Origin of the sequence: Achromobacter xylosoxidans, assembly GCF_001457475.1 — a bacterium.
GTDB classification, from domain to species: domain Bacteria; phylum Pseudomonadota; class Gammaproteobacteria; order Burkholderiales; family Burkholderiaceae_B; genus Achromobacter; species Achromobacter xylosoxidans.
This window is the reverse complement of record NZ_LN831029.1, coordinates 3,147,656-3,161,509: the sequence shown is the minus strand read 5'-3', so window position 1 is coordinate 3,161,509 and position 13,854 is coordinate 3,147,656. Positions and strand designations below refer to the sequence as shown.

Genomic DNA, 13,854 nt, shown 5'->3' with positions numbered 1-13,854 from the left:
GAGCGCGCGCATGCCATCCCAACCTGTCCTGCAAGTGAATGACCTGACCACCTGTTTCGAGGGCGATGACACCACGGTGCTGGCCGTGGACGGCCTGTCGTTCGACCTGATGCCGGGCGAGACGCTTGGCCTGGTGGGCGAATCCGGCTGCGGCAAGAGCGTTACGTCGCTGTCCATCATGCGGTTGCTGCGCGCGCCCGGGCGCGTGGCGCGCGGCCGCGTCGAATTCGACGGCCGCGACCTGCTGGCCCTGCCCGAGAAAACCATGCGGGCGGTGCGCGGCAACCAGCTGTCGATGATCTTCCAGGAGCCCATGACCTCGCTCAATCCGGTCTTCACGATCGGCCGCCAGATCAGCGAGCCGCTGATGCTGCACCAGGGCCTGTCGCGGCGCGAGGCCATGAAGCAGGCCGAGGCGCTCTTGGAACTGGTGCAGATCTCCGACCCGGCGCGGCGCGTGCACGAATACCCCTACCAGTTGTCCGGCGGCATGCGCCAGCGCGCCATGATCGCCATGGCCCTGGCCTGCCAGCCCAAGGTGCTGATCGCCGACGAGCCGACCACCGCGCTGGACGTGACCATCCAGGCGCAGATCCTGCACCTGCTGCGCGACATCCAGGCGCGGCTGGGCACGGCGATCGTGCTGATCACCCACGACCTGGGCGTGGTGGCGCAGATGTGCCAGCGCGTCATCGTCATGTACGCGGGCCGCAAGGTCGAGGAAGGCAGCGTCGACGACGTGCTGGACCGTGCCGCCCATCCTTATACCCAGGCGCTGATCCGCTCGCTGCCCGACTTCGTCGATGGCCAGGACCACGGCGCCCGCCTGGCCGAGCTGCCCGGCATTGTGCCGGTGGTGACGCCCGAATCGCGCGGCTGCGCCTTCGCGGCGCGCTGTCCCGAGGCCCTGCCGCGCTGCGCCGAGGAGGCGCCGCCGGAAGTCGCCAGCGGCGACCGCCACCGTGTCTGGTGCTGGGCGCGCCAGCCCGCGCCGGCCGCCAAGATGGAGCAAGACCCGCGATGAACCTGCACGACGCCCCCTTCCCATCCGCCGTCGCGGCGGCCTCCGCCGCGCCCATGCTGCAGGTGACCGACCTGAAGAAGCACTTCCCGCTGGAGGGCGGCAAGGTGCTGCGCGCCGTGGACGGCGTGTCCCTTTCGGTGGCGCGCGGCCAGACCCTGAGCCTGGTGGGCGAGTCCGGTTGCGGCAAGTCCACGACCGGCAAGTGCCTGATCCGCCTGACCGATCCCACCGCGGGCCGCATCCTGCTCGAAGGCGCCGACCTGGCCGCGATGAACAGCGGCCAGTTGCGCGCCATGCGGCGGCGCATGCAATTCATCTTCCAGGATCCGTTCTCGTCGATGAACCCGCGCATGCGGGTGCGCGACATCATCGGCGAGCCGCTGCGCAACTTCGGCTACGGCCGCGAGGCCATCCGCGAACGGGTGGCGCAGTTGCTGGCCCGCGTCAGCCTGCGCCCGGACGCCGCCGACCGCTACCCGCACGAGTTCTCCGGCGGCCAGCGCCAGCGCATCGTCATCGCCCGCGCCCTGGCGCCGGAACCGGGCCTGATCGTCTGCGACGAGCCGGTGTCGGCGCTGGACGTGTCGGTGCAGGCGCAGGTCATCAACCTGCTGATGGACCTGCAGCGCGACCTCGGGCTGACTTACGTGTTCATCTCGCATGACCTGAGCGTGGTGCGGCACATCAGCCACCAGGTGGCGGTGATGTACCTGGGGCGGATCGTCGAGAGCGGCAGCCGCGATGCGGTGTTCAACCGTCCGTCGCATCCGTATACCCGCGCCCTGCTGGCCGCGGTGCCCTCGGCCCGCCGGGGCGAACGCGCCCCCGTGGCGGTGCTCAAGGGCGAGATTCCCAGTCCGCTGGCGCCGCCGTCCGGCTGTGCCTTCCGCACCCGTTGTCCGCTGGCCCAGGCGCGCTGCGCCCAGGAAACCCCCATCGCCCGCCCGGTCGGCTCCGGCCAGCTGGTCGCCTGCCATTTCGCCACTTGATCGCCACTTGATCGCCCCGCCGGAGATTTCCATGTCCCAATCCGATTCCCAGCCCTTCGACCTGCTGCTCGTGGGCGGCACCCTCATCGACGGCAGCAACACCCCGGGACGGCGCGCCGACCTGGGCGTGCGCGGCGACCGCATCGCCGCCATCGGCGATCTGTCGGACGCCGCCGCGCACACCCGGGTCGACGTGTCGGGCCTGGTGGTCGCGCCCGGCTTCATCGACTCGCACACCCACGACGACAACTACCTGCTCAGGCGCCGCGACATGACGCCCAAGATCTCGCAGGGTGTCACCACGGTGGTCACGGGCAATTGCGGCATCAGCCTGGCGCCGCTGGCGCACGCCAACCCGCCCGCCCCCCTGGACCTGCTGGACGAAGGCGGCTCGTACCGTTTCGAGCGCTTCGCCGACTACCTGGACGCGTTGCGGGCCACGCCGGCGGCCGTCAACGCCGCCTGCATGGTGGGCCATTCAACGCTGCGCGCCGCGGTCATGCCGGACTTGCAGCGCGCCGCCACCGACGAGGAAATCGCGGCCATGCGGGACCTGGCCGAGGAAGCCATGGCCAGCGGCGCCATCGGCATTTCGACCGGCGCCTTCTACCCGCCCGCCGCCCGCGCCACCACCGAAGAGATCATCGAGGTGTGCCGGCCGCTGAGCGCGCATGGCGGCATCTACGCCACCCACATGCGCGACGAAGGCGAGCACATCGTGGCCGCGCTGGAGGAAACCTTCCGCATCGGCCGCGAGCTGGACGTGCCGGTGGTGATCTCGCACCACAAGGTCATGGGCCAGCCCAATTTCGGCCGCTCGCGCGAGACGCTGCCGCTGATCGAGGCCGCCATGGCGCGCCAGGACGTCTCGCTGGACGCGTATCCCTACGTAGCCGGCTCCACCATGCTCAAGCAGGACCGCGTGCTGCTGGCCGGACGCACCATCATCACCTGGTGCAAGCCCTTCCCCGAACTGAGCGGGCGCGACCTGGATGAAGTCGCGGCCGAGCGCGGCAAATCCAAGTACGACGTGGTGCCCGAGCTGCAGCCGGCCGGCGCCATCTACTTCATGATGGACGAACCCGACGTGCAGCGCATCCTGGCGTTCGGCCCGACCATGATCGGCTCCGACGGCCTGCCGCACGACGAGCGCCCGCATCCGCGCCTGTGGGGCACCTTCCCGCGGGTGCTGGGGCACTATGCGCGCGACCTGGGCCTGTTCCCGCTGGAGACGGCGGTATGGAAGATGACGGGCCTGACCGCCGCGCGCTTCGGCCTGGCCGGGCGCGGCCAGCTGCAGGCCGGGTACTTCGCCGACCTGGTGGTGTTCGACCCGGCCACGGTGGCCGATACCGCCACCTTCGAACGCCCCACCGAGCGCGCCGCCGGCATCCATTCCGTGTACGTCAACGGCGCGCCGGTCTGGCAAGAGCAGGCGTTCACCGGCCAGCATGCCGGCCGCGTGCTCGCACGCACGGCCGCCTGAGCCCGGCGCCAGCCCTTACAATCCGGCGTGAACGGGGCGGCGTGCCGCCCCCTCCCAACCCTGGACGCAAACCGCTACATGGCCCCTCCCTCCGCTCGCAATACGGCCCCACCCGACATCGTGGGCAAGGAAGTGATGGGCGCGCGCCTGCGCGCCGAGCGCAAGGCCCGGAAAATGACCCTGCAAGACCTGTCGCAGGCCAGCGGCATCGCGGTCTCGACCCTGTCCAAGGCCGAGCTGGGCCAGATCGCCCTGAGCTACGAGAAGTTCGCCGCGCTGGCGCGGGCGCTGGGCATCGACATGACGCGCATGTTCATGCTGGGCGACGCGGCCCAGGCCGAGGTGGCTCCCACCTACGTCAAGAACAAGCTCAGCGACGCGCGCGACTACGCCACCGAGAACTATCACTACCGGCTGCTGATGGGCGAATACCCGGGCAAGAAGATGATGCCCATGCTGGCCCTGATCGACGCGCGCGAGGTCGTCGAGTTCGAGGACTACATCCGCCATCCCGGGCAGGAGTTCGCGCTGGTGCTGTCGGGCAAGGTGCGCATCCAGTTCGAGAACGGCGACAGCGTGGTGCTGAACCGGCTGGAATCCGCCTATTTCGACAGCGGCATCGGCCATGTCTACCTGTCGCTGAGCAAGAAACCGGCCGAGGTGCTGGCCGTGTGCAGCGACCTGGACGAAGTGCCCTCGCGCCTCAAGCCCGCGCCGCGCAAGCCCTGAGGCCGCCCGCCTCCTTCCTGCCGCGGGCAGCGCCCGCCTGGCGCCTTGTGCGCGTGCCGCCGGCCCGCCGCGGCCGGAGGCACGCGCATCGCCATTCACCGCTACGGGAAATCCCGTAGAAACTTTCTTTCCCCGCCCGGGGTCACTCATTATTCAGCTACTTGTCAGGACGGCGGGCCTGGAAACAGGCCGTGCCGCCCCGCCAGGCCGGATGACGCCCTGGCCAACGGGCCGTATCGCCTGACGCCCTCCAGCCGTGAGTCCGAGCCCCCGCGCATCGTGCGCGGCGGCAACCTGCCGGGAGAATGCCATGCCGTCTTTGCCGCGCCGTCCGTTGCGCGCCCACCCCGGTGCCGCCGGCGAGCGAGGCGGCGCGGCCACCGCCGCGTCCGGCCCGCCGGGCCTGTCGGTGATGGACGCCACGGTGGTGCTGGTCGGCGTGGTGATCGGCATCGGCATCTTCGGCTTTCCGCCCCTGGTGGCGCAGCACGCGGCGTCCGAGGCGATGTACCTGGCGTACTGGTGCGCCGGCGGCCTGGTGATGCTGGTGGGCGCGCTGTGCTACGCCGAGCTGGGCGCGGCCTATCCCGGTGCCGGCGGCGAATACCTTTATCTGTCGCGCGCCTGGGGGCCGCGCGTGGGCCTGCTGTTCGCCTGGGCCCGCTGCACCGTGATCCAGACCGGCGCGATCGCGGTGGTGGCCTTCATCTACGGGGACTATGCGCAGCAACTGCTGCCGCTGGGCGAACACGGCGCCACCACGCACGCGGCGCTGTCGGTGATCGGCCTGACCGCGCTGAACGTGGCCGGCACGCGCCACTCGAAGCGGCTGCAATGGCTGTTCACGATCCTGACATTGGCGGCGCTGGCGGCGGTGCTGACCGCCGCCCTGTTCACCTCGACGCCGCTGGCGCCGGCGCCAACGGCGCTGGAAGGCAATGTGGCCGGCCTGATGGGCATGGGCATTGTGTTCGTGTTGCTGACCTACGGCGGCTGGAACGAGGCCGCCTATCTCAGCGGCGAACTGCGCAACCCCGGACGCAACATGGCGCGGGTGCTGCTGATCGGCACCGCGGTGGTCACCGGCGCCTACCTGCTGACCAACCTGGCGCTGCTGGAACTGTTCGGGCTGCAGGGCCTGCGCGACACGCCGGCGCTGGGCGCGGCCGTGATGCAGCTGGCGGCCGGCCCCTACGCCGCCGCCCTGCTCAGCCTGGTGATCTGCGCCACCGCGCTGAGCACCATCAACGGCACCATCATCACCGGCGCGCGCGTCTACTACGCGCTGGGGCGCGACCTGCCGCGCCTGCGGGCACTGGCCGGGTGGAGCGCGCGCAACGAGGCGCCGGTCAGCGCCTTGCTGGCCCAGGGCGCGATCACGCTGGCCTTGCTGGGGGTGGGCGCCTTCAGCCACAACGGCGTGCAGGCCATGGTCGCCTACACCGCGCCGGTGTTCTGGCTGTTCATGCTGCTGGTGGCGGCCTCCGTGTGGCGCCTGCGCCAGCTCGATCCGGCGCGTCCGCGGCCGTTCCGGGTGCCGCTGTATCCCCTGACCCCGGCGTTGCTGGCGCTGGCCTGCGCCGGGCTGGTCTATTCCAGCGCCGTCTATGCCGGCGCCGGCGCCCTGATCGGGCTGGCGGTGCTGGCGGTCGGCGTCCCGGTGCTGCGCCTGCTCAAGCCCGCCGGGGCGTCGCCGGCCGAGCCGCCAGGTTGACCGCCGGGGCCCTTGCCGCCACGCCCTTTTTTCCGTCCGCCCAAGGAGTCTTCATCATGCAAGCTGCCCTATCGTCCGTTCCGTTCGCCCGCCGCTGGGCCGCCCTGGGGTCGGCGCTGGCCCTGGCCTTCTCCATTTCGCTGCTGGCCGAGGCGCGCGCCGCCAGCGCAACCGCGGAGCCCCCCGCCAAGACCGACGCCTACGTGCCCGACGTGGGCCAGGACGGCAAGGACGTCATCTGGGTGCCGACCCCGCAGGCCCTGGTCGACAAGATGCTCGACATGGCCCGGGTCACGCCGCGGGACCGGTTGATGGACCTGGGCTCGGGCGATGGCCGCACCGTCATCACCGCCGCCCAACGCGGCCTGCGGGCCAAGGGCATCGAATACAACCCCGACCTGGTGACCCTGTCGCGCAGCAACGCGGCCAAGGCGGGCGTGGCCGACCGCGCCACCTTCGAGGTGGCGGACCTGTTCGAGACCGACCTGTCGCAGGCGGACGTGATCACCATGTTCCTGCTGTCGACCATCAATGAAAAACTGCGGCCGCGGCTGCTGGAACTGGCGCCCGGCACCCGCATCGTGTCCAACACCTTCCGCATGGGCGATTGGGAGCCGGACGCCTCCGAAACGGTTACCGAGGCCTGCCAGACCTACTGCAACGCGCTGCTGTGGATCGTGCCGGCCAAGGTCGGCGGCCAGTGGGACCTGGACGGCCGCCGGTTGCTGCTGGAGCAGCGCTACCAGATGCTGACGGGCAAACTGGGCGGCAGCGAGATCACGGATGCGCGCATGGACGGGCGCAGGATATCGTTCTCCGTCGATGGCGTGCGCTACACCGGCGAAGTGGACGGCAACGCCATCAGCGGCAACGCCGCGGGCAAGGGGCAATGGTCGGCGCGGCGGATCTAGCGCCGCGGCGGCGCCGGGCTCCGCGGGCGCTAGCGCGCCGCGGCCCGGATCACCCGGTGCACGAATTGCAGCTTGCCGACCACCGCGGCCGGCAGCACGAACGGATAGAAATCACGCTGCCCCATGCTGCGCGACAGCTCGTTGAGCGCCCCGGTCAGCGCCACCCAGGCGTTGACCAGGTCGAGAAAGCCCTGCCCTTCGGGATCGTCCGGATCGTACAGCGATACCCGGGTGAAAGGCTCAACGGCCTGTTGCACGGCCACGCGGGTGACGCCGAAGCTGATGGCGGTGTCCAGCGTGTCCATCATGTGCAGATAGTGGGCCCAGGTCTCGGCCCAGTCTTCCCACGGGTGGCAGGACGCATAGGTACTGATGAAACGCCCCGCCCAGTCGGCCGGCGGACCTTGCTCGTAATTGCGCCGCAGCGCCTGCGCATAGTCGGCGCGCTCATCGCCGAACACGGCGCGAAACGGCGCCAGCCAGGGGCCGCCGGCCACCAGCTGGTCCCAGTAGAAATGGCCGATCTCGTGGCGGAAGTGCCCCAGCAGCGTGCGGTAAGGCTCATGCATCGCCTCGCGCACCCGGTCACGGTAGGCATCGTCGGCCTCGCGGATGTTCAGCGTGATCAGCCCGCGGTTGTGCCCGGTCAGCAGCGGCGCGCCGTCCGCCGCCGGGGCCAGCAGATCGAACGCCAGGCCGCCGTCGCCCGCCGCCTGCGAGCGCCGGATAGGCAGGCCCAGCGTCAGGAGCTGGGCGACCAGCTGGCGCTTGGCGGCTTCCACCTTGCCCCATAACGGACCGTTTTCCGCGACGGATAAATCGGGAATGGTGCGGTTCAGGCCACAGGCCAGGCAGAGCGACCCGCTGGCCGCGGCCGGCAGCAGCCAGTTGCAGGCCGCGGCCGAGGCGTAATTGGCGCAGCGCCTGAAGGTCCGGCCGCGCGCGCGCCCGGCTTCGATCCATAGGCCCCCGGCCTTGCCGGGGTCCAGCGCCAGGACGTGGCCGCGCTTTGGGTCGAAGCCGAGTTGCCGGTGGCAGTTCAGGCATTCGCTGTTGTTGAAAAAGACCTGCTGGCCGCAGACGCAGCGGAATGCCTTGGCGCGGGCATGGCGCTCGCTGGCGCGCGAGCGATGCGGGGATTTCAATTGGCGGCCCAGGGCCTGGAAAAAATCATTCATGCGTGGGGCTCCGGCACGGGGCGGCGCGCTTACCGCGCCACCGCCTGATCGAGCCGCAGTCCGCGGCGCTGGGTGTCCAGCGTCACCTTCGCGCCAAGCGGCAGCGTCAGGTTGGGATCGCCGTGGCCGCTGGGCCAGGCCGCCAGCACCGGTATGCCGCGCCCGCCGAACTGTTCCAGCAGCAGCGGAAACAACTGGCTTTGGCCCGGCGCGTCGCCCATCGGCAGGCCCAGCCGGGTGAAATTGCCCGCCAGCACGCCCTTGATATGGTCGAACTTGCCCGCCGAACGCAACTGCCACAGCAGGCGGTCGATGCGGGGCAGCGCCTCGTTGACGTCCTCGATGAACAGGATGGCGTCGCGCGTGGCGATCTCATGGCGCGAGCCGATCATGGCGGCGATCAGCGCCAGGTTGCCGCCCACCAGCCGGCCGCTGGCCACGCCCGGCGCCAGGACCACCGGATTGGATGCGGGCGGCGCGTCGATCCAGGCGCCCTGCCCGATCTGCCCGCCCACCATGGCCAGCACGTGGCTGGCGGTGGGTTCCTCCTTGCCGGCCAGCAGGTCCTGCGCCAGCATCGGACCGTGGAAAGTGACGAAGCCGGCGTGGCGCTGCATTGCCAGATGCAGCGCCGTGATGTCGCTGTATCCGATGAAGGGCTTGGGATGCCGACGCAGCAGGTCGAAGTCGAGCCTGTCGGCCAGCCGCCATGAGCCGAAGCCGCCCTGCAGGCACCAGATCGCGTCGATCGCGGGATCGGCGAACGCCGAGTGCAGGTCGTTCAGGCGCGCATTGTCATCGCCGGCCAGGTAGTCGTATGGCGCATCGCTGCGCGTGAGCGCGGCGGGCATGATGCGGGGCTCGTAGCCGCGCGCCTGCAGCCATTCGGCTGCGTCCAGGGCCGCCCCGTCGGCCGCCGACGCGGGCGCCACGATCGCCACCCGGCCGCCCGGCCGCAAGGCGGACACGGCCGTGTCGCGGCCGGGCGCGGCACCGCTTGCCGCCGTGTCACGCGTGGTCGCGGCCGGGCCGGCTCCCGAAGGCGTCACCCGACTCGCGCAACCCGCCAGCGCCAGGCTGGACAATCCCAGGGCGCCCGCGACCCTTAGCAGGCCGCGTCGCGCGGGATCGATCGGGACTTGAGACTCGCGAGGCCGTATCGCCATATTGGATCCTTGTTCGTTTTATATTGTTTTATTTATCAATTACTTATTGGAATTGTCTATAATTTACATGAGAAAAAGCCTGGACCTTGCGGCCACCTGCAACTCGCTGGCTCAGGCGTCCCGACGCTGAATCCGCAGCGCCTCATCCTAGAATTCACTTTAAGTTATTCGAGAAAACACTTTAAGTTATTCCAGAAATCACTTTAAGTTGTCAGAAGCGCTCGTATTCCAGCCGATAACGCCATTGCCCCACCGCCAGCCCGGCCATCGGCAGTCGACCGATGCGGATACGGCGCAGGGCCTGCAGTTCCAGCCCCGCCATGTCGCAGGCGTATTCAATGAAACCCAGGGCTGGCGTCTTGAGCGCGAAGCGCAGGTGGGTTTCGTTCTGCCAGCTGACCTTCATCGGCGTGGCCGGGCGGCCCTCATAGGCCAGGCCGCGCTGCAGTCGCGCCAGCCCGGCCGCATCCAGCGTGCCGCGCACCTGCGCAATGTATTCCTGCTCGACGTGGCGCCCCTCTTCCACCAGCTTGCGCGCGACCGCGTATTCCTGCGTGTACACCACCAGCCCGCTGGCCGCGCGCTCCAGCGGCGTGACCAGCTTGAGGCCGTTGAACATGCGCTTGAGATAGCGCTGGCCCGAACGGTCGCCCGGCATCAGGTTTTCGGGCACGACCAGGCCCAGCGCCGAATGCGCCGGGTCCGACGCCGACAGGCCCGCCGGCTTGTGCACCAGTATGCTCACCGGCCGCATCTCTTCCAGCCGCGCGCCCGGCAGCAGGACGACAACCTGGCCAGGGCTGACGCGGAAACCGGGTTCCTCGACGACCTTGCCGTCCACGGCGACCCAGCCGCCCTCGATGTAGCGTTCGGCGTCGCCACGGGAACAGGATTGCTCGGCGGCCAGCCGCTTGGCCAGGCGGACGCTGTCGCTCATGGCCGGCCCGCGCAAGAAAGGAGGACCGGGAAATGGATGGATCGGGAAATCGGCGGAAATATCGTCATCTCGAATACAGCGTGAAAGGCGGGAACAGACCGGCCCCGCGCGGCGCTCTCGGCGCAGGCATGGGGCCTGGCGCGGATGTTACGCGGTTTTCCCACGGCGGCCCGTGCGGGACAGTTTGCGCGGCTCAGGGCTCGACGGACGGGCGAGCCGCCAGCGACGCGTCGGCGGCCGGCGGCGGCACTTCGTCGACCCAGGCCTTGAGCAGTGTGGAGGTCACCGCCAGGATCACCGGGCCGATGAACAGGCCGACAATGCCGAAGGCGAACATGCCGCCCAGCACCCCGGCCAGGATCAGCAGCATCGACAGGTTCACGCCGCGCTTGATCAGCAGCGGCCGCAGCAGGTTGTCGAGCATGGTGACCAGCACCGCCCATACCAGCAGCAGGACCGCCGCCACTTTCATGTCGTTCTGGAACAGCCAGATCACGCCGCCAAGCAGGGGCAGGAAAGGCCCCAGTTGCGCCAGGCACAGCATCAGCATCAAGGCCGTGATGATGCCTGCCGCCGGCACGCCGGCGATCCACAGGCCCAGGCCGCCCAGCGCCGACTGCACCACGGCCGTCACCACGATGCCCAGCGCCACCGCGCGGATCGACAGGCCCGCCAGGCGGATCGCCGCCACGCCACGGTGCCCTGCCAGCCGGTTGGCGAAGCGCTGCATGAAATCCGCCGCCACGTCGCCCTGGCTGTAGAGAATGCCGGCAATGACGATGGTGATCAGCATGTGCATCACGAACACGCCGACGATGGCCGCATTGCTCAGCAGCCACTTGGCCGCCATGGTGATGTACGGCTCCAGCCGCGCCAGCAGGCCGCCGGCGCCGGCGTCGGCCAGCGCCTGCCATTCATGCGCGATGCGCTCGCCGCCCAGCGGAATGCCGCGCACCCAGCCCGGTGGCGCCATCAGCGCATAGTCAGGCAGGCCCTTGATCGCGGTCATGATGGCCCCGCCATGCAGGGCCAGCGTCGAGATGGCCTGGTACAGCGGCAGCACGATCACCACCAGCAGCACGATCAGCATGGCCACGGTGGCAAGCCAGCGGCGGCCGCCGCAGCGCCGTTGCACCGCCAGCATCACCGGCCAGGTCGCCACCACGATGGTGGTGGCCCAGATCAAGCCGAACAGGAACGGCTTGAGCACATACAGGCTGCCGATCATCAGCGCCGAGAGGATGACGACGACGAGCAGGTTGCGGGCAAGATCCGCGGACGGACGTGGGTTCGGGTTCAAGCTGGACTCCAGGCGGCGGATTGGCCGTGTATGAATTTATCCGAACTTCGGCGGGCGCGGCGCGGCGCGGCCTCAGGCGGCGCCGCCGCCAGACGCTGGCGGCGGCGCGGCGGGGGCGGAAATCAGGTGGCGCGTGAGTTCCAGCAGCTGCGCGTCGCGGGCTTTCTGTTGCGCCATCAATTCGGCCTGCTGCGCTTCGGCGGCCGCCAGGCGTTGGGCCAGCTCCTGCTCGCGGCGGCGCGATGCCTGCAGCGCTTCCCGCACCGTGGCCAGCTCGGCCAGCCGCCGGCCCTGCTCCGCCTGGGCCTCGGCCTGCGCCGCGCGCAGTTGCGCGGCGGCCTCGGATTCGGCCACACGCAGGCGCTCGGCGGCCTCGGCCTCGGCCGCATGCAGGCGCTCGGCCGCTTGCGCCAGGGCCTGGCGCGACTGCTCGGCCTGCTGTTGGCGGGCCGCCAGCAGGTCTTCCAGGCGCGCCTGCAGGCGCTTGGCATTGCCGCGCTCGGCGTCCAGATCGTTGAGCCAGCGGCGTTCATGCGCCGTGTGGCGCGCATGGGCGGCCGCCAGCGCCTCGGCCTGCTCCTGGCGGCCGCGTTCGGCATCGGCTACCTGGGCCAGCAAGGCGGCGCGCGCATCGGCAAGCTGCTGCTGGCCGTGGGCCAGCGCCTCGTCACGCTGGCGCAGCTGGCTTTCGGCCGTGCGCAGGCGCGCTTCCGTTGCCGCCAACTGCCCGGTCGCGACTTTCAGGGCTTCTTCCAGGTCGCGCTCGCGGCTGGCCAGCAACGCCTCGCGCCGGGCCAATTGCGCGGCCAGGTCGGCCAGGCGCTGGTCTTCCGCCCGTTGCGCGTCTTCGCGTTCGCGATTGGCGCCGGCAAGGTCGGCCCTGGCCGCCGACAGGGCGGCCTCCCAGAAGTGCGCGGCGGCTTGGGCGATGGGCTGCGGCACCGGCGTCGGCGCGGCGAAAGCGCCCGGGTCCTGGATCCGGGCGCCCAATGCGCGGAACCAGGTTTCCAGGTGCGGGCTGACCGTATTGGGCGAGCCGCGGCCGATCTTCTGGCGCACGCGCTCGATGGTGGGGCGCGCCCCTTCCAGCAGCAAGGCATCGGCGGCGCGCCAGACGTCCTGTTCGGTGATTCCGGTGGCCATGGCGGGTTTCCTGGGCAGATATCGATGATTTACTCACGATAATGGAATCTTATCGTGAGTAATTTTCCTTATTCGTTATATATCATACAACATATGTATGAAATATAACTAAACGCCAGCGCCCCCCTTGATCTGAGGGTATCAAGCGCGAAAATCGCCGGAATTTCCGCTCGCGAGGCGAGCTTGAGGCGGATATCCGGCATGCCGGCCGCAAGCATCCGGACGCCGGAGATGGCGGCCGCGCTCTACATCCACCCTGTCTGTGTGCCGAGAGCCGGTATGGCCTGCCCGGCCACGGGTGCTAAGATCCCACGCATCCATCGACAACCGAATGCACACGATCTCAGGGCCGCCAGTCGGGCCGAAGGGTGAAGCTGCCAATGAAACGCCTGGCGTTGATCATCATGTTGTCCGCCTCCGCCTTCGCCACCTGCCAGGCGCAGGCAACCCGGACCTGGCACTTCACCGGCGCCGAGCTGGTCGCGGCCCTGGAAGGCCGGATGCCCTCCGAGATTCGCGACGCATCGCTTGGCCGCCAGTTCTCTTCCTCCTATGCGCAAGCCTATGTGCTCGGGATCGCCGACCTGACGCAAGGCACGGCCTGGTGCACCCGCGGCGGCGTCCTGCCGCATGAACTGAAGGACAGGGTGTACAGCTACCTGTCCACACTGCCCGCCAGCCGTCTCGGCGGAAATGCCGGTCCGCTCGTGAGCGAGGCGCTGCGGCAGTCGTTTGCCTGCCCAGGATGACGAGACTTCTCTTTGCCTTTCTGGCCGGGCCGTTCTGGACCGCCCTGTTCCTGGGCCTGCAAGCGCGGCTCTTCTGGCGCGAGCCCGGCTTCATCGGCGCCGGCGGGCAGCCGGACTGGACCCTCATGGCCACGCTGCTGGGCCTGCTGGCCGGCGCCATCGCCATGGCCGTGCTGGGCCTGCCGGCGCATCGCGTGCTGCGGCGGCGCGGCCGCGTCACGCTGGCGCCCTACGTGCTGGCCTTCACCGCCATCGGCCTGGCCGGCTGGTGCGCCGCGCTTCTCATCGCCTCGCTGTTCGGCCCTGGCGACCTGCGCTTGGCCCTGTACATGCTGGCCGACACCGTCGTGTCGCGCCCCGGGGTGCCCTTGTCCGCCGCCGTCCTGGGCGCCCTGGTGGGCGCCAGCTTCTGGTGCATCGCCCGGCCCGACAGGACTGCGCCCTCCCTTCGGTCATCCCCGTCGTCGCCAGGAGACCGGGCTTGATCCGTCCTCGCCCGCCCCGGCCGCTGCCATCCCGCCGTGCGCG

13 protein-coding genes are annotated in these 13,854 nt (G+C 69.8%); 8 read left to right on the top strand and 5 right to left on the bottom strand.

The genetic code is table 11. The features are described from left to right. Nucleotides 1-10 precede the first annotated feature (10 nt). The 6 genes from AT699_RS14250 to AT699_RS14225 all read left to right on the top strand — a co-directional run bounded on the left by AT699_RS14250 (nt 11) and on the right by AT699_RS14225 (nt 6,853). Nucleotides 11-1,024 (top strand): ABC transporter ATP-binding protein, encoded by a 1,014-nt coding sequence (locus AT699_RS14250; protein ID WP_024068851.1) that lies wholly within the window; start codon nt 11-13, stop codon nt 1,022-1,024. After that, nucleotides 1,021-2,013, top strand: coding sequence for an ABC transporter ATP-binding protein (locus AT699_RS14245; RefSeq protein ID WP_006384229.1), 993 nt, complete (start codon nt 1,021-1,023; stop codon nt 2,011-2,013). Before AT699_RS14250 ends, AT699_RS14245 begins: the two co-directional genes overlap by 4 nt. A gap of 31 nt (nt 2,014-2,044) precedes the next feature. Then, entirely contained in the window at nt 2,045-3,499 is a 1,455-nt protein-coding gene (locus tag AT699_RS14240; protein WP_020927667.1) for an N-acyl-D-amino-acid deacylase family protein, read from the top strand. Nucleotides 3,500-3,577: 78 nt separating this feature from the next. Then, entirely contained in the window at nt 3,578-4,228 is a 651-nt protein-coding gene (locus tag AT699_RS14235; RefSeq protein ID WP_035181226.1) for a helix-turn-helix domain-containing protein, read from the top strand. Nucleotides 4,229-4,640: 412 nt separating this feature from the next. After that, nucleotides 4,641-5,942 (top strand): APC family permease, encoded by a 1,302-nt coding sequence (locus tag AT699_RS14230; RefSeq protein ID WP_058207593.1) that lies wholly within the window; start codon nt 4,641-4,643, stop codon nt 5,940-5,942. Between the two features lie 56 nt (nt 5,943-5,998). Continuing rightward, nucleotides 5,999-6,853 (top strand): SAM-dependent methyltransferase, encoded by an 855-nt coding sequence (locus AT699_RS14225; RefSeq protein ID WP_006384233.1) that lies wholly within the window; start codon nt 5,999-6,001, stop codon nt 6,851-6,853. A gap of 29 nt (nt 6,854-6,882) precedes the next feature. On the opposite strand, the gene AT699_RS14220 is transcribed toward AT699_RS14225, so the two are convergent. From AT699_RS14220 to AT699_RS14200, 5 genes are all read right to left on the bottom strand, one after another. After that, nucleotides 6,883-8,031: a zinc-binding metallopeptidase family protein gene (locus AT699_RS14220; RefSeq protein ID WP_024068848.1), complete on the bottom strand. Its 1,149-nt coding sequence runs from the start codon at nt 8,029-8,031 to the stop codon at nt 6,883-6,885. Nucleotides 8,032-8,060: 29 nt separating this feature from the next. After that, entirely contained in the window at nt 8,061-8,999 is a 939-nt protein-coding gene (locus AT699_RS14215) for a S66 peptidase family protein (RefSeq protein ID WP_058207592.1), read from the bottom strand. A gap of 409 nt (nt 9,000-9,408) precedes the next feature. Next, entirely contained in the window at nt 9,409-10,134 is a 726-nt protein-coding gene (locus AT699_RS14210) for an RNA pseudouridine synthase (RefSeq protein WP_024068846.1), read from the bottom strand. A gap of 193 nt (nt 10,135-10,327) precedes the next feature. After that, the gene (gene ydiK / locus AT699_RS14205; RefSeq protein WP_020927659.1) at nt 10,328-11,434 is read right to left on the bottom strand and encodes an AI-2E family transporter YdiK; all 1,107 of its coding nucleotides are present in this window, start codon (nt 11,432-11,434) and stop codon (nt 10,328-10,330) included. A gap of 72 nt (nt 11,435-11,506) precedes the next feature. Beyond that, entirely contained in the window at nt 11,507-12,577 is a 1,071-nt protein-coding gene (locus AT699_RS14200; RefSeq protein ID WP_020927658.1) for a DNA-binding protein, read from the bottom strand. A 380-nt stretch (nt 12,578-12,957) separates the two neighbouring features. Here AT699_RS14200 and AT699_RS14195 point away from each other — a divergent pair, with 380 nt between their 5' ends. Together AT699_RS14195 and AT699_RS14190 are read left to right on the top strand one after the other, a co-directional pair. Beyond that, nucleotides 12,958-13,326, top strand: a complete 369-nt coding sequence (locus AT699_RS14195) for a Rap1a/Tai family immunity protein (protein WP_024068845.1) — start codon at nt 12,958-12,960, stop codon at nt 13,324-13,326. Further along, nucleotides 13,323-13,811, top strand: coding sequence for a hypothetical protein (locus AT699_RS14190; protein WP_006384911.1), 489 nt, complete (start codon nt 13,323-13,325; stop codon nt 13,809-13,811). Before AT699_RS14195 ends, AT699_RS14190 begins: the two co-directional genes overlap by 4 nt. The last annotated feature ends 43 nt before the right edge of the window (nt 13,812-13,854 follow it).

What these genes read in the sequence shown, in the direction of transcription:
- AT699_RS14210 (WP_024068846.1), bottom strand. Translation starts at nt 10,134, where the DNA reads ATGAGCGACAGCGTCCGCCTGGCCAAGCGGCTGGCCGCCGAGCAATCC.
- AT699_RS14220 (WP_024068848.1), bottom strand. Translation starts at nt 8,031, where the DNA reads ATGAATGATTTTTTCCAGGCCCTGGGCCGCCAATTGAAATCCCCGCAT.
- AT699_RS14230 (WP_058207593.1), top strand. Translation starts at nt 4,641, where the DNA reads ATGGACGCCACGGTGGTGCTGGTCGGCGTGGTGATCGGCATCGGCATC.
- AT699_RS14240 (WP_020927667.1), top strand. Translation starts at nt 2,045, where the DNA reads ATGTCCCAATCCGATTCCCAGCCCTTCGACCTGCTGCTCGTGGGCGGC.
- AT699_RS14235 (WP_035181226.1), top strand. Translation starts at nt 3,578, where the DNA reads ATGGCCCCTCCCTCCGCTCGCAATACGGCCCCACCCGACATCGTGGGC.
- AT699_RS14245 (WP_006384229.1), top strand. Translation starts at nt 1,021, where the DNA reads ATGAACCTGCACGACGCCCCCTTCCCATCCGCCGTCGCGGCGGCCTCC.
- AT699_RS14225 (WP_006384233.1), top strand. Translation starts at nt 5,999, where the DNA reads ATGCAAGCTGCCCTATCGTCCGTTCCGTTCGCCCGCCGCTGGGCCGCC.
- AT699_RS14195 (WP_024068845.1), top strand. Translation starts at nt 12,958, where the DNA reads ATGAAACGCCTGGCGTTGATCATCATGTTGTCCGCCTCCGCCTTCGCC.
- AT699_RS14200 (WP_020927658.1), bottom strand. Translation starts at nt 12,577, where the DNA reads ATGGCCACCGGAATCACCGAACAGGACGTCTGGCGCGCCGCCGATGCC.
- AT699_RS14250 (WP_024068851.1), top strand. Translation starts at nt 11, where the DNA reads ATGCCATCCCAACCTGTCCTGCAAGTGAATGACCTGACCACCTGTTTC.
- AT699_RS14190 (WP_006384911.1), top strand. Translation starts at nt 13,323, where the DNA reads ATGACGAGACTTCTCTTTGCCTTTCTGGCCGGGCCGTTCTGGACCGCC.